Source organism: Lysobacter gummosus, from assembly GCF_001442805.1.
Classification (GTDB): domain Bacteria; phylum Pseudomonadota; class Gammaproteobacteria; order Xanthomonadales; family Xanthomonadaceae; genus Lysobacter; species Lysobacter gummosus.
In genome coordinates, this window is sequence record NZ_CP011131.1 from 2,801,606 (window position 1) to 2,819,003 (window position 17,398).

The following is a 17,398-nucleotide window of genomic DNA, read 5'->3' on the forward strand; positions in this document are numbered from 1 at the left end:
GGCGGTCATGGCGCGGTTACTCCATCATTTCCTGCCGGTGTGTTCGTTCGGGCTGGCGCTGGACGAGAAGATCGCCGCCGCCGCCGCGCACGACCCGCCGGCGGACGTGCTGGCCGCGGCGCGCCAGCTGATCGATCGCGCCAAGGCCGCGGCCCAGGCCGACGGCAAGCGCGCCGAGCATGTCGAAGACGCTGCGTTCGCGGCGGTGGCCTGGATCGATGAGGTCATGGCGCGCAATCCGGCCTATCTCACCAGCGGCGCGGCGCCGCTGCAGGTCGCGTTGTACAACACCAACAACGCCGGCAACGAATTCTTCTCGCACCTGTCGGCGCTGAAGTCCGAGCACGACGAAGTGCGCGAGGTGTACTACCACATGCTGCTGCTCGGATTCGTCGGCCAGTACTACTACGAAACCGGCGACAGCGGCGAGTTGGGCAAGCTCAAGGAACTGCACGCGCGCCAGCTGCCGGTCGCGCCGGCGGCGATCCACACGCTGCGCGAGGAGCGGGTGACGCCGCAGCCCTACAGCGGCGAGGCACCGGCCGGTCCGCGTTATCCCAAGCAATGGGACCGCCTGCTGTTGAAGGCCGGCGTGATCGCCGCCTTGCTGATCCCGCTGGGTTATCTGGCCTACCTGCTGATCGCCGCGCCCAAGCAGAGCGGCCCGAGCGTGCAGGAACTGGTGAACAGGCAGCTCAGCGGATTTCCCTGTTCTGACCTGGCCGCTGTCGTCGGCCCGCGCGGTGAGACCACGGTGGAAGGCTATGTGTCGCGCGCCGACGACATCGCCGCGGTCCGGCAGCGCGTGTCGAAGGTGGAAGGCGTGAACGCGCCGCAATTCAAGGTGCAGCTGCGCATCTGGCCGCACTGCGAGGTGGTGCGGATGCTCAAGCCGTTCCGCGAGCGCAACCAGGATCTTCGCTACGGCCTGGCGGTCACGCCGACCACCGGGCATTCCGATCGCTTCCTGGAAGGCGAGCAAGTGACCGTCAAGCTGCTGCAAGCCAACTACGACGGGTATCTGTACGTGGATTACTACACGGTCGGCGGCGATGTCGCGCACATCTATCCGAATCCGAAAGAACCCGACAGCGGGCGCCTGATCCGCTCGGGCGAACAGTTCGACGTGGGCGCGACTCAAGCGCGCTCCTGGACGGTGGCGCCACCGTTCGGACAGGAGCTGATCACCGTGATCGTCTCGCCGACCCCCTTGTTCCAGGGCAATCCCTCGGCGGAGATCGAGCCGGCGAAGGACTACCTGCCGCGCCTGAATCAGCTGATCGAAAGCAATCGCGGCAATCCCAGGCTCGCGGCGGAATTCCTGTTCATGCAGACCGAGCCCAAGCCATGAACCTGCCCAATCCGCTCGCGCCGGTGCAGGCGATCTTCTCGTGGCTGAGCAGCCTGTTCTCGCAGGCGCGCAGCCTGTACCGTCCGGTCGCCGAGGGCGCGAAGAAGCCGTGGTTGCTGCGGCTGGTCGTGGCCTTGCTGGCGTTGGCGCTGTTGATCGCGCTGGCGATCGCCGCGATCGCGATCGTGCCGACCCTGCCGGCGCGCTTCTGGCAATTGCTCGGCCTGTGCGCGGTGGCGCTGGCGGTGCTGTGGTGGTTCATCTCCGGGCAGCGCCGTTTCACCTTGCAAGGCCGCACACGCACGCGCATCGGCGACCTGGGGCCCGGCAACACGGACGACGAACGCGAGCCGCTGGCGCGCATGGCGCAGGCCATCGCCGAGGCCAAGCGCACCATCGTGCGTTCGCCGCAGATGGAAAAAGGCCGCGATCCGCTGTACCGCGTGCCGTGGATGCTGCTGCTGGGCGATGCCGACGCCGATGTCGACGGCCTGTTGCGCGCCGGCGCGGAAGTGTCGCCGTTTCCGCCGCCCTCGGCCGGCGACAGCGGCGAGTGGTGGCGCTGGTGGTTCTTCAAATCGCTGATCGCGATCCAGATGCATCCGCGCACCGTCTGCGACACCGCTTCGCGGCTGGAGCGCGGACTGTGGTACCAGGCGCTGATGCAGCTCGCCGCCGAGCGCGAGAAGCTGCCGCTCAACGGCATCGTGCTGACCGTGTCGGTGCAGACCCTGCTGGGCCCGGCCGACGCGCTGAAGACCACGGCGACGCGGCTGCGGCGTCTGGTCGATGAAGCGATGGAGCATCTGCAGGTGCGCGTGCCGGTCTATATCGTGGTCAGCGGCCTGGAGCGCCTGCGAGGTTACCCGACGCTGCGCGCCACCTTGCCGGCGGAAGCCTTCGCCCAGGCGCTGGGGCACCGGCTGCCGCAGACCGAAACCGTCAGCTCGGCCACCAGCGGCCGCTTCGATCAGATCCTCACGCCGATCCTCGATCGCCTGCATGCGCTGCGCATGACCGCGTTGCGCGCGCAGGCGACCGCGTCTACGCGCCGCGACATCTTCGAATTCGTCGAATCGCTGCGCCGCTGCGAGTCGGGACTTGCCTTGTTCGTCACGCTGCTGTTGGAGGACAACACCTTCCAGCGCACGCCGCCGTGGCGCGGCCTGTATTTCGCCGGCGGCGCCGATGCCGCGCATCCAGGCGGCGCGTTCGTCGCCGATCTGTTCACGCGCTTTCTGCCCGCCGACCAGCCGCTGGCCATGACCAGCCTGCGCGGCAGCGCCGCGCGCATGGCGGTGGCCGGCCTGGGCGTGGCCGCCTTGCTGGGCTTCAGCGGCTATCTCGCCTACGGCCTGTCGGCGGCGCGGCAGGACGATACGCAGTTGCTCGCCAGCACGCGCACCGCTTGCCGCGAGGTCGAGGGCCGCCTGGGCAATGCGCGCATCGAGTGGGTGGCCAGTTGCGGACGTACCATCGAGCGCCTGGAATCCGCCGCGGAAGGCACCTTGCTGGGCTTCGGCATCCGCCGCGCCGATCGCGATATCGAGGGGTTGAAGCAGCGCGTCACGGACGATTTCGCCAATCTGATCCTCGCGCCCTACGACCAGATGCTGAGCGAGGATATCGATCGCGGACGCGCCGGATTCGAGCATGCGCTGGCGATCGCGCAGCGGTTGCGCCTGCTGGATGCCTGCCGCTCCGCGAGCGAGGAATGCCTGGCGCGCGAGTTGCCGGACAACGTCGTCTTCGACGCCCGCTCGCGCCTGTTCGCGCCGTTCGTCACGCCCGACAACGACACCCGGCGCGACCGCGCCAACGCCACCGCCCTGTTCGAAACCTATCTGGGCTATCTGCGTTGGCAAAAAAAAAAGAGCCTGAACGACGAGCGTGACCGGCTGAAGGCGCAGTTGCAGCGGATCATGCAATCGCGCTCGCTGGATGTCGGCCAGGTCCGGGCGTGGGCGGACGCCCGCGGCAAGGGCTATGCGCTGGACGATTTCTGGCTGCCGAAAGACCGCGTCGTGGGGATCGAGCGCGGCACGCTGCCGACGGTCTCGGGCGCATTCACCTACCGCACCTGGAACGGGGTGATCGCGCCGTTCCTGGAAACCGCGCAAGAACAGGCCGATGTTCCGGCCGTGCAGGTCGCCGCATTCCGCGACGCTTATTTCCACGACTACTTCCTCGCCTGGGCGACGCTGCAGTCGCGCTTCGGCGAAGGCTACGCCTTCTGGAAAGGGCACGAGAACGAGCTGGCTGCGCGCGCGGCCGGCATCAACAACCCATACACGGTGTATTTCGGCACGCTGCGCTCGCAGCTTTACGCCTTGCCGCTCAAGCGTCCGCTCGGCCTGCGCTGGAAGGAAGCCTGGGCGCAGATGAAATCGAGCTGGACCTCGGCGTGGCGGCCGGCGGGGCGATTGGTCCGCGACAGTTTTCGCTTCGGCGAGGTCTCGATCGAGCCGCCGGTGTGGCTGACCGCGTTGCGCGATACCCAGGTGGCGATCCTGGCGCCGCAGGCGCCGATGTTCGCGCGCGGCTATTTGCGCCTGCAGGCCGATCGCGACGGACAGGAGGCCTATCGCATCGCCGCCGATCTTTTCGCCAGCCGCGGCGCGCCCGAACGCGCACCGGCGAACGAGTACAGCCAGTTGTTGAGTTCGGTGGACAAACCCGGCGAGCCCTATGCGCAAGCGTTCGGCGCGAACGATCTGGCGGCCTGGTCGATCGCGCAGGGGCCGGCGCATTTGCTGCTGCGGCTCACCGTGCGCCGCGCCGGCGATCACTTGCAGCAGCGCTGGCGCGAAACCGTGATCCGGCCGCTGGCCTCGCAGCCGCCGGCGCAGCAGGCGCAGGCCTTGCTCGGCCCGCAAGGCAAGCTGGAAGCCTTCATCGGCGATTGGCTCAAGCCTTTCCTCAGCGAGAAAGAGCGCACGCCGGTCAGTCTCAGCGGCGTCGCGATGCCGCTGTCGGCCGACTATCGCCAGATGCTCACCGGTGGACAGCCTGCAATGGTGAGCGACGCGCCGTTTCCGGCGGGGACCTTCACGCTGGATGCGCCGACCCATCTGGGAACGCTGCTGGAAGGCGCGCAGGGCACGACGTTCGAGCTGATCTGCAACGGTCAGAGCGTGGGCATCACCAGTCGCGGGGAATCGCTGACCGACGCGCAGATGCAACCGCAATGGTCGCCGTCCACCTGCCCGGAAGCGCGCATCCGCATCGCGCTGCCGGCGAGCGCGAGCCAGGCGCTGGCGGCGACGGACGCGGTCGCCGCCGCGCCCGAGGACGCCACTGCCGCGCCCGTCGTGCCTGCCGCGCCTGCGCCCGCCGTGCCGCCTCCGCCGGACCCCGCCTTCCGCCTGACCTTGCTCTATCGCGGGCCCGATGGCATCGCACGCCTGCTCGAACAATTCGCGCCCGGCGCGCATGTCTTCAGTCTCGGCGATTTCCGCGAGTCCTACAGCCCTTCGCAATGGCAGCAGCTGGCGCCGCGACTGCAGGCGATCGGCTTCCGCCAGGCGCGCGTGCATCTGCGCATCGAGCCCAGCGAACCGATGCAGCGCTTCCTGGCTTCGCGCGGCGCCGCGCCGCTGGCGCTGCCGCAGACCATCCTCGAATGAACCGCGCGGCCTGCGTGCCGCTTAGGAGCTCCGCCATGGCGATCGACATAGATGCCCTCCTGGCCCCCATCAGCGCCGAGGCACCCTGCGGCGAGGATGCCGGGTTTTCCGATCTGTTCGACCGCATCCGCGAAGCGCGCCGCGCCGACGACGCTTCCTTGCCGCAAGGCGAATGGCAGACGCAGGTCAAGCTCGCCGACTGGCGGCTCGCCCTGGACTTGTCGGTGGAAGCGCTGAGCCGGGTCAGCAAGGACCTGCAGGCCGCCGGCTGGCTCGGCGAGGCGCTGATCGCACGCCACGGCCTGGACGGCGCGCGCGACGGGTTCGCGGTGATCGCCGGTCTGATCGAGCGCTATTGGGACGGCCTGCATCCCTTGGCCGAGGGCGAGGATCTGGAAGAACGCGCCGGAAAGCTGGCCTGGTTCAACAGCAACGCCGCCGCGGCGCTGCAGCGCATGCCGTTGAGCACCGACGCGGCGACGGCGGTCACCCTGATCGATTGGCAGACCTCGCGCGAGCTCGACAATCTGGCGCGGCAGAATGCGCAGGCGCATCAGGCCGCGCTGGCCGAAGGCAAGCTGGGCGGCGAGGCCTTCGATACCCGCATTCGCGCCGTCGCCGACGCCGACCTGCGCGCCATGCTCGCCGGCATCGCCGCCGCGCAGACCGCGTATGCGCATCTAAAATCCGTGGCGGATACGAAGTTCGGCCGCGCCTGCCCGAGCCTGGCCGAGATCGAAACCACGCTCAAGCGCATCGCCCAGGTGCTGCAGCAGGCCGCGAAAGCGAAGGGGCTGCTCGATCCGGCCGATGCCGCGGCGAGGCAGGGCGAGGACAATTCCGCCGGCGCACCGCCACGTGGCGGTGAGGTGGCGACGCCGCTGGATCTGGGCGGCGACAGCCGGGCCTCGAAACAGGCCGCCCTGCGCGCGCTCGGCGACATCGCCGGTTACTTCAAGCGCACCGAACCGCATAGCCCGGTGGCTTCGCTGCTGGAACAGGCGGTGCAATGGGCCGACATGCCCTTGAACGAATTCCTCGCCGAGGTGGTGCGCGACGAAAGCGTGCTGGCGGCGATCCGGGCGCGGGTGGGGCTGAAACAGTGAACCGGCCGGACCCGGCGAGGCCGTTGCGCCTTCAACGATGCGATGAACGCGGAGCCCGCCGCATTCGGCGTTCGCCGCGCAGCACTTACGCCGCATCGCCTCGTTCGAACGGCATAGGCCGTCGATCGGCCGTCCGACGGATTTCCGCGGCGGTTCGCCATTCCTAGACTCGCTGTCACTGAATCACCGCGCAAGCCGGGAGAGATCATGGCCAAGAAGGAAAGCACGCAGCACAAGCTCGATCGCGTCCGCGCCCCGCGCGTGCAGCTGACCTACGACGTGGAAGTCGGCGACGCCATCGAGAAGAAGGAACTGCCCTTCGTCGCCGGCGTGATCGGCGACTTCACCGGCAAGAGCGAGGAGCCGCTGCCGAAGTTGAAGGACCGCAAGTTCGTCAACATCGACAAGGACAACTTCAACGACGTCCTCAAGGGGATGAAGCCGCGCGTGGCGGGGCAGGTCGATAACAAGCTGGCCAACGACGGCTCCAAGCTCGCGGTCGATCTCACCTTCGCGAATCTGGCCGATTTCGAGCCCGAGCAGGTCATCGGCCAGATCGAGCCGCTGCGCAAGTTGCTGGAGGCGCGGCAGAAGCTCGCCGATCTGCGCAACAAGGCCGCCGGCAACGACAAGTTCGAGGATCTGTTGAACGAGGTCCTGCTCAACACCGACAAGATCACCCAGCTCGGGAAGGAAGTCGGGCCGAAGTCCGAGTAAGTCGTCACGGCGGCCGGCATCGGCAGCCGTCCCGTCCGCGAAGCCAGCGAGTCCATCATGGCCAATACCGAATCCCAGGCGGCCCCGGCCGCCGCAGTCGAAGCCGCCGAGGGCGGACTGCTCGAACAGATCCTGACCCAGACCAAGATCGCCAAGACCGATACCGAACGCGCCCGCGCGCGCGATCTGATGGCCGAACTGGTCGCTCAAGTCACCGACGGCGCCCTGGTGGTGTCCAAGGACGCGATCACCGCGCTCGACGCGCGTATCGCCGAGATCGACCGATTGCTGTCGGAGCAGTTGTCCGCGGTCATGCACATGGAGGATTTCCAGCGCATGGAAGGCAGCTGGCGCGGCCTGAAGTACATGGTAGACAACAGCGAAACCAGCACCACGCTGAAGATCAAGGTGTTCAACTGCACCAAGAAGGAGCTGGTCAAGGATTTCAAGAACGCCTCCGACTTCGACCAGTCTTCGCTGTTCAAGAAGGTCTACGAAGAGGAATACGGCACCTTCGGCGGCGCCCCGTTCGCCACGCTGATCGGCGACTACGAGTTCGGCCGCCAGCCCGAAGACATGTACCTGGTCGAGGAGATCTCGCATGTCGCCGCCGCGGCGCACGCGCCGTTCCTGTCGGCGGCCTCGGCGCAGTTGCTCGGATTCGAGAGCTTCACCGAGCTGTCGGGCCCGCGCGATCTGGCGAAGATCTTCGACACGGTGGAATACGCCAAGTGGAAGAGCTTCCGCGGCTCGGAGGATTCGCGCTACGTGGGCCTGACCATGCCGCACGTGCTCGGCCGCCTGCCGTATGGGCCCGACACCTCGCCGGTGGAAGCGTTCAACTTCACCGAGACGGTCACCGGCAAGGAGCACGAGCGCTATCTGTGGATGAACGCCGCCTACGCGCTGGGCAGCAAGATCACCGATGCCTTCGCCAAGTACGGCTGGACCGCGGCGATTCGCGGCGTGGAAGGCGGCGGCCTGGTCGAAGGGATGCCCACGCACACCTTCAGCACCGACGACGGCGAGGTGGCGCTCAAGTGCCCGACCGAGATCGCCATCACCGACCGCCGCGAGAAGGAACTCGCCGACCTCGGCCTGATCCCGCTGGTGCATTGCAAGAACACCGACTACGCCGCGTTCTTCTCCACCCAGTCGGTGCAGAAGTCGAAGGAGTACAACACCGATGCGGCCAACGCCAACGCGCGCCTGTCGGCGCAGCTGCAGTACATCTTCGCGGTCAGCCGCGTCGCCCATTACCTCAAGGCGATGATGCGCGACAAGATCGGCAGCTTCGCCTCCAAGTCCAGCGTCGAGATGTTCCTCAACAACTGGATCGCGCAGTACGTCCTGCTGGACGACAACGCGTCGCAGGAGCGCAAGGCGCAGTTCCCCTTGCGCGAAGCGCGCATCGAGGTCACCGAAATACCGGGCAAGCCCGGCGCGTACAAATCCGTGGCGTTCCTGCGCCCGCACTACCAGCTCGACGAACTCAGCGTCTCGCTCCGCCTGGTGGCGGAGTTGCCGAAGTCGGCACGCTGAGCCCTTCACTACCTAGGCACTGTATTACAGGAGCACGATCATGGCATTCGATGCATTCATCCAGCTCGAGGGCGTCAAGGGCGAAAGCGCCGACGACAAGCACAAGGACTGGATCGAGATCAAGAACTACGGCTTCGGTGCATCGCAGCCGCAGTCCAGCACCGCGTCCTCCGCCGGCAGCCTCAGTTCGGCGCGCGTCAATATCCAGAATTTCTCCTTCACCAAGCTGCTGGATATCGCCAGTCCGAAGCTGTTCGAGTACTGCTGCACCGGCCAGCATGTTCCCGTCGCGATCATCCATCTCAATCGCGCCGGCGGCGACAAGGCCAAGTACATGGAATACAAGCTCACCGACGTGCTGATCAGTTCGGTCGGCCGCGGCGGCGACTCCAAGGGCGACGAAGACGTGCCGATCGAATCGGTCAGCCTGGTGTTCGGAAAGTGCGAGATGACCTACACCAAGATCGGCATTGACGGCAAAGCCGCGGGCAATGCCTCGGCCGGCTGGGACCTGAAGGCGAACAAGAAGGTCTGACCGCTCCCGCATGGGCGCGCGATCTCCCGCCGCCGTTTCCCGGGCCCGTCCCGGGAAACGGAACGGGCCGGCGCGCGACTCGAGATCACGACAATGATCAAGCTCGAACAACCTTCCATGGTCCTCAACGCCGAAGGCGTTCCCGGGCCGTACTACAAGATGTGGAACAGCTGGACGGTTCCTCCGGCCGCGAAACCCGCCGATATCATGGCCTGGGTCGCATCGGTCGCCGGTTCGGCGCCGCTTACCGAAGGCGGATTCAACCTGGTGATCAACTGCCATGGCGCCAACGCCCGCCTGGGCCTGGGCACGGGCTTCGGCTGGGCGCAGCTGCCGCTGTTCACGCTGCTCGCTCCCAGCGTATCCACCATCTATCTGGTGGCCTGCAATGTCGTGTCGTTCTCCGGCAGCGGCGACGGCAATCTGTTCTGCGGCGCGATGGCCAAGAACGCCGCGGCCCGGGTGATCGCGTCGAACCACACGCAGACCACCGGCGCGTGGCCGACGATTCCGTACGGATGCATCGACGGCTTCGAGGGCGATGTGTGGATGTGGCATCCGGACGGTTCGAACGAACTGACCGAGCTGTAAGCCGGCGCGGCGCTCGGCCTGCATTGCTGGGCCGAGCGCCGATCGATCCCGGCGATCGCGATCCGATGCGGGGCGCGATCTTGCGCCGCGGATCGTCGAGGAAACCAGAACGTCGCTGCGCCGGGTCGCAAGACGGCCCGATCGCACCGCCGCGTCGCGAGGTGGATCATGGCGACAAGCTACGACTGCGTTACCGGCGAAATATTCCGCATCGCCGTAAATTTTCAGGAACCCTCATGGCCGCGCGAGTCGTCGAAGAAACCAAGAACACGATCTATCATTTCGGCCCGGACCTCATCCGCAGCACGTATCTGGAAAAGTATCCCAAGCCCCGGCAGCTCGGCCGCCTGCAGGCGACCGCCGGGCCGCACAAGTCCGGCGGCGATCCGCACATCGCCGGACGCGCCCTGGACATCATCCTGGACGCGACGGTCGAGCAAGAGCGCGCGGTCGCCGATCAACTGGTCGATGTGTTCCTGACCATGCGCGAACGCATGCGTTGGGGCGGGTTGATCTACAACGGCGAAGAATGGAACAGCGCCGGGATCAAGTTCCCGCGCACCGGCTCGGCGATCAACCGCCACTTGAGCCATATCCATATCGAATGGGGCGCCAAGAGCGCCGAGCAGGTCGATCCGGACGATTTCAAGCCGCTGCTGATCTGCATGTTGATGCAGGTTCGCTGAGCGCGGCCGGCGGCGAGCGATCACGACGATGCAAAGCCTGCTCGATCGGCTCGACCAGCGCAGCCAGCCCGGCGACCGTCGCGACGTCTACGCGATCAGGGCGGCGATTTCGCGCGACCTGGAAAGCCTGCTCAATACGCGCTCGGAAGGCGCGCGGCTGATCCCGGATGCGTTCGAGGAATGCCGCAGGTCTTCGCTGACCTACGGCATTCCGGATTTCTCCTCCTACAGCCTGCTCAACGTGCACGACCGCGACCGCATCCGCCGCGCCCTGGAGCAGGCGGTCGCGCTGCACGAGCCGCGCCTGACCCGGATCAGGATCTCGCTGGAACCGCAGCGTGCCTTCGAGCGCACCTTGCGGTTCCGCATCGACGCGCTGATGGAGCTGGGACCGGAGCGCGAAAAGGTGCAGTTCGACGCGGTGTTGCAACTCAACACCCAGGTCTACCAGGTGCGCTGAGGCCGGGCGCCGCCGGCGCTCAGGCTTGCTTGGTCAGGATCGCCGCCATCATCGCCTCGCGCAGCCGCTCCGGCGGCACCGGCTTGTGCAGGACCGGGATGCGCGCCGCGGTCGCCTCGTGCAGGCGCTCGCCCTTGGTTTCCCCGGTGATCAGCAGACGCGCGAACGGGCGCACCGCGCCGGCGTCCACGCCGTAGTGCGCGTCGAGCCGCTGCAGCGCCTCCAGGCCGGTGCGGCCGCGGGCGAGCTTGAGATCCGACAGCACGATGTCGGGCGGGCCCCAGTCGCGCAGCGCGGCCACCGCCTGCTCGGCGTCCTCGGCCGCGCGCATATCGCAGTTCCAGCTGTGCATCAGCACGCGCATGCCCTCCAGGATGGCGCGCTCGTCGTCGATCACCAGCACGCGCAGGCCGCTGACGTCCAGCGGCGCTTCGGTCGGGTGCTCGCTGATGCGGGTGCTGGCTTCCGCGCCGGCGCGCGGGATGGTCACGCTGAACACGCTGCCGCTGCCCGGACGAGAGCGCAGCACGACTTCGCCGCCCAACAGATGCATCAACCGGTGCACGGTGGCCAGGCCCAGGCCGAGGCCGTGCTCGCGGTACTCCGCGTCGGCGCGCGCCTGCTCGACCTGGAAGAACTCCTCGAACACGCGTGTCTGGTGCTCCGGCGCGATGCCCGGCCCGGTGTCCCACACTTCGATGCGCACATGCGTATCGCCGGCGCGGCGCACGCCGACCAGCACGCCGCCGCGCTCGGTGTAGCGCAGAGCGTTGCTGACCAGATTGTTGATGACGCGCGCGAGCATGATGCGGTCGGTATGCACCCAGGCGTCGGTCTTGCGCAGGACCAGCCGCAGTTCGCGTTTCTCCGCGATCATGCGGAAGGTGCGGTTCACGTCTTCCAGCAAGGGGTCGAGGGCGAACTCGCTGAACGCCGGTTGCATCGCGCCGCTTTCCAGCCGCGAAAGGTCCAGCAGTTCCGAGAACAGGCCGTCGAGCGTGGCCACGCATTCCTGAATGTGACTGGCCCGGGTGAGCCGGGCCGGATCGGTTTCGCCGACCTTGAGCGCGGAGGAAAACAGGGTCAGGGCGTACAGCGGCTGGCGCAGGTCGTGGCTGGCGGCGGCGAGGAAATGCGCGCGCGCCTGGCTGGCGGCTTCCAGTTTTGCGTTCTTGTGCGCCAGTTCGGAGGTGGCCGCGGCGATTCGCGCTTCGAGTTCTTCCCAGGCCTCGGTGAGGGCGACGGAGGCGGCATTGAAGCCTTGCTGCAGATGGCCGATTTCGCCGCCGCGGGTGACCGGGACGCGCACGCTGCGCCCGCCGCGTCCGAGCTTGTCCACCGCTTCGGCCAGTTCCAGCACCGGCGCGCTGACTCGCCGGGCCACTCGCCATCCGATCACGCCGGCGATCACCAGGCACACCGCCAGCACCGCCGCGGTCGCCTGCGCCTGGCGCGTGCGGATGTCGTCCATGCGGCGCAAGCCGAACTGCACCCGCACCCAGCCAGGGGAGGGCGCCGACGCGGTGTTGGAGCGGATCTTGCGCGAGACTTCGACGTAGCGCGATTGCGAAGCGGCGGTCGGGCCGAGCGCCTCGGCCAGGATTTCGCCGTCGCGCGAGAGAAATTGCACGCGCACCAGATCGGTATTGCTCGCCAGCGGCTTGGCGATGCGCGCCAATGCCGCGCGGTCGCCTTGCTTCATCGCCGTTGAGGCGGCGGCGGCGAAATTTTCCGCCACCACTTCGGCCGAGGCCGAAGTGACCCGCTCGACTTCGCGGCGCTGATTGTCGTTCAGCAACACCGCCAGCAAGATCGCGATCAAGGTGGCCGGAACGATCGCCAGCAGGCTCAGCCGCGCGACCAGCGGCAGGTCGTACGGCCGTCTGCGACGGTCGGGCATGGCCGGATTGTGGACATTGGTATTCATCGCCACGGTAATCTAGCGCGTCCGCCGCGATTCGGCGCGGCCGCGGCCGCGATAGGTGGCCGCTGCACAGGCGTTAATCCGTTTCAGATATGGCGGGGGGCCCAGGCCGAGAAATCGGTCGATGAATTCCCTCGCCCTGTCGCTCAGGAAGGGCGGCAGCAGACAGGAGCAGGACGATGACAAGGCAGTCGAAGGTGCGCGGCGGATGGCAAGTCCAGGACGGGCGGCCGCCCCGGTACGGGAGACCGGCATGAACGCGGGCGCGCTCGAGGATGTGCTGCACGAACGCTTGTTCACCGGCACCGGCGATGTCTACGCCGTGCTCGATGGGCGCAAGATTCCGGGACTGCCCGAGCGTCTGCACGCCACCGGCGCGGAGTTCTGGTGTCTGCTGGCCGAAGGCCTGGACCCGGTCCTGGCCGAATGTGCGCCGTATCTGGTGCGGTTGCATTGCGAGGGCTCGGCCGTCGCCGCGGCGCTGCGCGCGGTGTGGGAACGCGGCAGCGGCATCGTGCTGTGCACCTGCGCCGGCAGCGACGGCCGCGCGTTGCGCGTGCATCTGCGCGCCTGGTTGCGGATTCCCGGAGCCGACGGTCGCACGCAATTCTTCCGTTTCTACGATCCGCGCGTGCTGCGCGCGATCTTGCCGAGCCTGTCCGCCGAGCGGCGCGCGCAATTCCTGGCGCCGCTGGGATGCGTGTACGTCTCGGGCCCGACGCCGGGCAGTCTGATCGGGTTCAGTCGCGATGCCTGTGCGGACGGCTGCGCGCTCGGCGCAGCGGGCAAGAGCGAGGCCCGCTGCTTGCCCGATCTGCGCGTGGCGAAGCTGGCCTGATCGCTCCGCCGTAAAAACACCGCGCGCTCTGTCGCGCCGTGTCCGTCATTCGGCCTCCATGTAAAGGCCGCGTAAGCCGAAAGCACTACTCCCTTTCACGGATAGGCGCCGCGCGCATGCCTTCCTAGACTCCCGTCGTCGCCGCGATTTGCGATCGTGATCGACATTCCCCCGGACATGGAGTTTCGGCATGCGCATCATTCGCCCGCTTTCCTGCCAGAAGCGGAACCGCTCGGACTCGGCGCTCGCGTCGCGTCTGGCTCATGTCGTATTGATCGCGCTGGCGGCGATCGCGTCTTGCGCATCGGCGCAGGCGCCCGCGCCGGCGCAGACCACGCTGGCGGAAACCGAGCGTGCCGACGTGCGCGCGGCGCTGCACGCGATCTCGCGCATGGACGATGCCGACACCGCCTTGGCCCTGGCCGAAGACGGTGCCGCCTTGTACGAGACCGAAACCGTCCGGCTCGACGGCTACGAATACTGCAGCCAGGCCGTGGCGCTGGCCGACCGCGGCGAATTCCGCCGCAGCGTGCAGGCGGCGAGCAAGGCCCTGCACGTCGCCTTGCAGACCGGCAACGAAGACCTGCTGGCCAAGGCTTACCGCGATCTGGCCATCGTTTTCAGCTATTCCGGCCAGCTCGACCGCGCCGAGACCTTCGCCACGCTCGCGTTGTCCAAGCACGCCGAAGATCCGCAGAAGGTGCAAGGCCCGGCGCACAAGATCCTGGGCGACGTGCGCAGCCGGCAGCAACGCTACCCGGAGGCGATCGCGGCGTACGAACTCGCCCTGCAGACCAGTTCCGCGCGCTATCGCCCGCTGGTGCAGGCGTCGCTGGCCAACGCGCTGATCCAGTCCGGCGACCTCGTCCGCGCGCAGCGCGAACTCGATGCGCTTCAGGCGCCGGACGACCCCGCGCAACGCGCTCAGCTCGAACGCACGCGCGGCCGCCTGTTGTTGGCGGAAAACAAGCCGGCGCAGGCGCTGGCCTTGTTCCAGCGCCTGGCCGCGCAGACGGTGCCCGGCGATGAAGGCAATTACCGCATGTGGGCGCTGGACGGGGTTTCGCGCAGCGAACAGGCGCTTGGGCATCCGGATCAGGCGGCGCAGGCGCTCGATCAGGCGCTCGCCGCGTTCGACAACGTGCGCGCGCGGTTTCGCAGCGACGAATTCAAGATGGGTTTGTTCTCTGACCTGCAATCGGTGTTCGAGCGCGCCATCGGTCTGTATTCGCAAACCGGCAACCCCGAGCGCGCGTTCGCCGTCAGCGAGCGCAGCCGCGCGCGCGCGTTGCTGGACGCGGTCGCCGACAGAGGCAAGACGCCGGAGGACGCGACCGCGCAGGTCGCCGACGTCGCCAGCCTGCGCAAGCTGCTGCGCGCCGATGAGCGCATCGTCGCCTTCCACTCGCTGAAGGACCAGTTGCTGGTCTGGGTGATCTCGCCGGAGGGCGTGAGCGAACACCGCATCGCGGTGTCGCGCGCCGACCTGGTGCGTCTGGTGGAAGCCTACCGGCAGGCGATCGTCGGCCTGCGTCCGTCCGCGGTCGATGCCGGCGACAGCATCGCCAGCTTGTTGCTGGCGCCGCTCGGCCTGCAAGACGGGTTACGGCTGATCGTGATTCCGCACGGGCCCTTGCATTACCTGCCGTTCCAGGCGCTGCGCATGGACGGCAAATACCTGATCCAGCGCCATCCCATCGCGATCGCGCCATCGGTCAGCATCGCCGCGCGCCTGGCTGCGCGCGCGCCGACGACGGCGCCGCGGTTGCTCGCCTTCGGCAATCCGCTGGTGAGCCCCGCGGTCGCCGAGCCCTTGCCCGGGGCGGAGCGCGAAGTCGGCAACTTGGCGGCGCTGTTCCCGCGGCCGCAGGTCTATCTGGAGGCCACGGCGACGAAAGCGCGCTTCCAGTCCGAGGCGCCCAAGGCGCGCATCGTCCACGTCGCCGCGCACGCCCGTGCCGATATCGCCGATCCCCTGCATTCGCAGATCCTGCTCGCCGACGAGAACGGGCGGCAGAATTTCCTCGAAGCGCGCGAAGTGCTGAGCCTGAATCTCAACAACGTCTCGCTGGTGACGTTGTCGGCCTGCGAGTCCGGCCTGGGCCGCGTCGCCGACGGCGACGAAGTGCTGGGCTTCACGCGTTCGTTCCTCTCGGCCGGGACTTCGGCCCTGGTCGCTTCGTTGTGGCCGGTTCCCGACCGCGACACCGAACGCCTGATGACCACCTTCTACCGCGATCTGCGCGCGGGCGATGACCTGCAACGGGCGATGCAGGCCGGACAGCTGGCGGTGCTCGAGCACCCGGAAACCTCGCATCCGTTCTATTGGGCGTCGTTCAACCTGATCGGCAATTGGCGCCTGACGGTGGAGAACTGAAATGACGCCGATGCAGCCTTCCGTATTTCGCCTGCCCACGCTCGCCTGCGCCGTGTTGATGGCCCTGTGCGGGCACGCGCGGGCCGAGCCCGAGCCCGAACCGCAGGCGCCGCCGCAAGCGCTGCCGGAGCCGCAGATGCGGGCGCCGTCGCAGACGCGCTTCACCCTGACCGCCATCGAGTTCGTCGGCAACACGCGTTTCACAGACAGCGATCTGCAGACGATGGTGGCCAATCGGATCGGCCAGGAAGTAGCCCTGGCCGATCTCGAGGACATCGCCAAACGCGTAACCGCGCGCTATCGCGATCGCGGCTATTTCCTCGCCCAGGCCGTGGTGCCGGTGCAGGAAGTGGAGCAGGGCAGGGTCACGATCAGCATCGTCGAGGGCACCCTGGGCCAGGTCGAGATCGATGTCGATCCCGACGCGCCGATTCCGCCCGCGCGGGTCGAGAACACCTTGATGGCGGCGCTGCAGCCGGGCCAGGCGCTCAATGGTCCGCGCTACGAGCGCGCGATGCTGCTGTTGTCGGATTTGCCCGGCATCCGGCCCAAATCCGCGGTCGAATCCGGCGCCGCCATCGGCAGCACCGATCTGAACGTGCAGGTGTCCCGCGGCGAAGCCCTGGGATTCGTGGTGGAGGTAGACAACCACGGCACTCCGGAGTCCGGACGCATCCGCGCCGGCGGCACCATGCGCTGGGCGAGTCCGAGCGGGCACGGCGACAACCTCGATCTGCGCGTGATGCTGGCCGAAGACGCGCATACCGCGTTCGGCCGTTTGGCCTACGAACTTCCGGTCGGCTACGACGGTCTGCGCATCGGCGCCGGCGTCGCCCGCGTGCAGTACGAACTGGGCGGCGGGTTCCGCCCCCTGCGCGCCACGGGCACGGCCGATATCGCAGATGTCTCGGCCACCTATCCCTTGATCCGCCAGCGCGGGACCAACTTGTTCCTGCGTTTCGGATTCGACCGGAAGTCGCTGACCGACGAATTCGAAGCGGTCGAGTTCGAAACCGAAAAGCGCATACGCGGGGCGACCGCCGGCTGGTCGTTCGAGCATCGAGACGCCTTGTTCGGCGGCGGCTACACCAGCGTCAACGGCGTGCTCTATCGCGGCGAGCTGGATATCCGCGATCCGGTCAGCGAATTCATCGACCAATCGCCGATCGGCCGAAAAACCCAGGGCTATTTCACCAAGTTCACCGTGCAGGCCACGCGTCTGCAGGCTTTGACGCAGGACCTGAGCCTGTTCCTCGGCGTAGGCATGCAACTGGCCAACCGCAACCTGGATTCCTCCGAGCAGTTGTCGCTGGGCGGGCCACGCGCGGTGCGCGCGTACTCGACCAACGAGGCACTGGTGGACGAGGGCTGGATCGCCAACCTCGAACTGCGTTATGCGCTGAACGAGCGCGTGACTCCGTTCTTGTTCTACGACGCCGCCCACGGCGCGTTCGCTCACGACCGCTCGCGCTTCGTGCCCGAGAACGGCAAGAGCCTGCGCGGCTACGGCCTGGGACTGAGCTGGGCCCGGCCCGGCAACTGGGCATTTAACGCCACGCTGGCCTGGCCCGACGGCATACGCGCTGTCGCCGATCGGCGCGAACCGCGCCTGTACCTGCAACTGCAGAAGCACCTCTGAGTGGAG

Annotated in this window: 13 protein-coding genes; 12 read left to right on the top strand and 1 reads right to left on the bottom strand. The window is 67.5% G+C overall.

Annotation, left to right across the window (positions count from 1 at the left end):
• Positions 1 to 7 precede the first annotated feature (7 nt).
• From LG3211_RS11375 to tssE, 9 genes are all read left to right on the top strand, one after another.
• Positions 8 to 1,351: a DotU family type IV/VI secretion system protein gene (locus LG3211_RS11375; protein WP_057942946.1), complete on the top strand. Its 1,344-nt coding sequence runs from the start codon at positions 8 to 10 to the stop codon at positions 1,349 to 1,351.
• A complete protein-coding gene (locus tag LG3211_RS11380; RefSeq protein WP_057942947.1) occupies positions 1,348 to 4,977 on the top strand; it encodes a type VI secretion protein IcmF/TssM N-terminal domain-containing protein in 3,630 nt (1,209 codons plus the stop codon). Before LG3211_RS11375 ends, LG3211_RS11380 begins: the two co-directional genes overlap by 4 nt.
• A gap of 35 nt (positions 4,978 to 5,012) precedes the next feature.
• Positions 5,013 to 6,083, top strand: a complete 1,071-nt coding sequence (gene tssA, locus LG3211_RS11385; protein WP_057942948.1) for a type VI secretion system protein TssA — start codon at positions 5,013 to 5,015, stop codon at positions 6,081 to 6,083.
• Between the two features lie 207 nt (positions 6,084 to 6,290).
• Positions 6,291 to 6,800: a type VI secretion system contractile sheath small subunit gene (gene tssB, locus LG3211_RS11390; protein ID WP_057942949.1), complete on the top strand. Its 510-nt coding sequence runs from the start codon at positions 6,291 to 6,293 to the stop codon at positions 6,798 to 6,800.
• A gap of 57 nt (positions 6,801 to 6,857) precedes the next feature.
• On the top strand, positions 6,858 to 8,342 hold the full coding sequence (tssC, locus tag LG3211_RS11395; protein ID WP_057942950.1) for a type VI secretion system contractile sheath large subunit: 1,485 nt from the start codon (positions 6,858 to 6,860) through the stop codon (positions 8,340 to 8,342).
• 40 nt (positions 8,343 to 8,382) lie between these two features.
• On the top strand, positions 8,383 to 8,877 hold the full coding sequence (locus tag LG3211_RS11400) for an Hcp family type VI secretion system effector (protein ID WP_057942951.1): 495 nt from the start codon (positions 8,383 to 8,385) through the stop codon (positions 8,875 to 8,877).
• Positions 8,878 to 8,970: 93 nt separating this feature from the next.
• A complete protein-coding gene (locus tag LG3211_RS11405; RefSeq protein ID WP_057942952.1) occupies positions 8,971 to 9,468 on the top strand; it encodes a hypothetical protein in 498 nt (165 codons plus the stop codon).
• Between the two features lie 236 nt (positions 9,469 to 9,704).
• A complete protein-coding gene (locus tag LG3211_RS11410) occupies positions 9,705 to 10,154 on the top strand; it encodes a hypothetical protein (RefSeq protein ID WP_057942953.1) in 450 nt (149 codons plus the stop codon).
• Between the two features lie 28 nt (positions 10,155 to 10,182).
• Positions 10,183 to 10,614: a type VI secretion system baseplate subunit TssE gene (tssE, locus tag LG3211_RS11415; RefSeq protein ID WP_057942954.1), complete on the top strand. Its 432-nt coding sequence runs from the start codon at positions 10,183 to 10,185 to the stop codon at positions 10,612 to 10,614.
• Between the two features lie 19 nt (positions 10,615 to 10,633).
• On the opposite strand, the gene LG3211_RS11420 is transcribed toward tssE, so the two are convergent.
• A complete protein-coding gene (locus LG3211_RS11420) occupies positions 10,634 to 12,541 on the bottom strand; it encodes an ATP-binding response regulator (protein ID WP_237049870.1) in 1,908 nt (635 codons plus the stop codon).
• A gap of 250 nt (positions 12,542 to 12,791) precedes the next feature.
• Here LG3211_RS11420 and LG3211_RS11425 point away from each other — a divergent pair, with 250 nt between their 5' ends.
• From LG3211_RS11425 to LG3211_RS11435, 3 genes are all read left to right on the top strand, one after another.
• A complete protein-coding gene (locus tag LG3211_RS11425) occupies positions 12,792 to 13,376 on the top strand; it encodes a DUF4123 domain-containing protein (RefSeq protein WP_057942955.1) in 585 nt (194 codons plus the stop codon).
• A gap of 190 nt (positions 13,377 to 13,566) precedes the next feature.
• Positions 13,567 to 15,753, top strand: a complete 2,187-nt coding sequence (locus LG3211_RS11430) for a CHAT domain-containing protein (RefSeq protein ID WP_057942956.1) — start codon at positions 13,567 to 13,569, stop codon at positions 15,751 to 15,753.
• A 1-nt stretch (position 15,754) separates the two neighbouring features.
• Positions 15,755 to 17,392, top strand: a complete 1,638-nt coding sequence (locus LG3211_RS11435) for a ShlB/FhaC/HecB family hemolysin secretion/activation protein (RefSeq protein ID WP_057942957.1) — start codon at positions 15,755 to 15,757, stop codon at positions 17,390 to 17,392.
• The last annotated feature ends 6 nt before the right edge of the window (positions 17,393 to 17,398 follow it).

Bases quoted from the DNA above. Each gene is read 5' to 3' on its own strand.
- LG3211_RS11405 (WP_057942952.1), top strand. From the start codon at position 8,971: ATGATCAAGCTCGAACAACCTTCCATGGTCCTCAACGCCGAAGGCGTT.
- tssB (WP_057942949.1), top strand. From the start codon at position 6,291: ATGGCCAAGAAGGAAAGCACGCAGCACAAGCTCGATCGCGTCCGCGCC.
- LG3211_RS11430 (WP_057942956.1), top strand. From the start codon at position 13,567: ATGCGCATCATTCGCCCGCTTTCCTGCCAGAAGCGGAACCGCTCGGAC.
- LG3211_RS11425 (WP_057942955.1), top strand. From the start codon at position 12,792: ATGAACGCGGGCGCGCTCGAGGATGTGCTGCACGAACGCTTGTTCACC.
- tssA (WP_057942948.1), top strand. From the start codon at position 5,013: ATGGCGATCGACATAGATGCCCTCCTGGCCCCCATCAGCGCCGAGGCA.
- LG3211_RS11375 (WP_057942946.1), top strand. From the start codon at position 8: ATGGCGCGGTTACTCCATCATTTCCTGCCGGTGTGTTCGTTCGGGCTG.
- LG3211_RS11420 (WP_237049870.1), bottom strand. From the start codon at position 12,541: ATGAATACCAATGTCCACAATCCGGCCATGCCCGACCGTCGCAGACGG.
- LG3211_RS11410 (WP_057942953.1), top strand. From the start codon at position 9,705: ATGGCCGCGCGAGTCGTCGAAGAAACCAAGAACACGATCTATCATTTC.
- tssE (WP_057942954.1), top strand. From the start codon at position 10,183: ATGCAAAGCCTGCTCGATCGGCTCGACCAGCGCAGCCAGCCCGGCGAC.
- LG3211_RS11380 (WP_057942947.1), top strand. From the start codon at position 1,348: ATGAACCTGCCCAATCCGCTCGCGCCGGTGCAGGCGATCTTCTCGTGG.
- LG3211_RS11400 (WP_057942951.1), top strand. From the start codon at position 8,383: ATGGCATTCGATGCATTCATCCAGCTCGAGGGCGTCAAGGGCGAAAGC.
- LG3211_RS11435 (WP_057942957.1), top strand. From the start codon at position 15,755: ATGACGCCGATGCAGCCTTCCGTATTTCGCCTGCCCACGCTCGCCTGC.
- tssC (WP_057942950.1), top strand. From the start codon at position 6,858: ATGGCCAATACCGAATCCCAGGCGGCCCCGGCCGCCGCAGTCGAAGCC.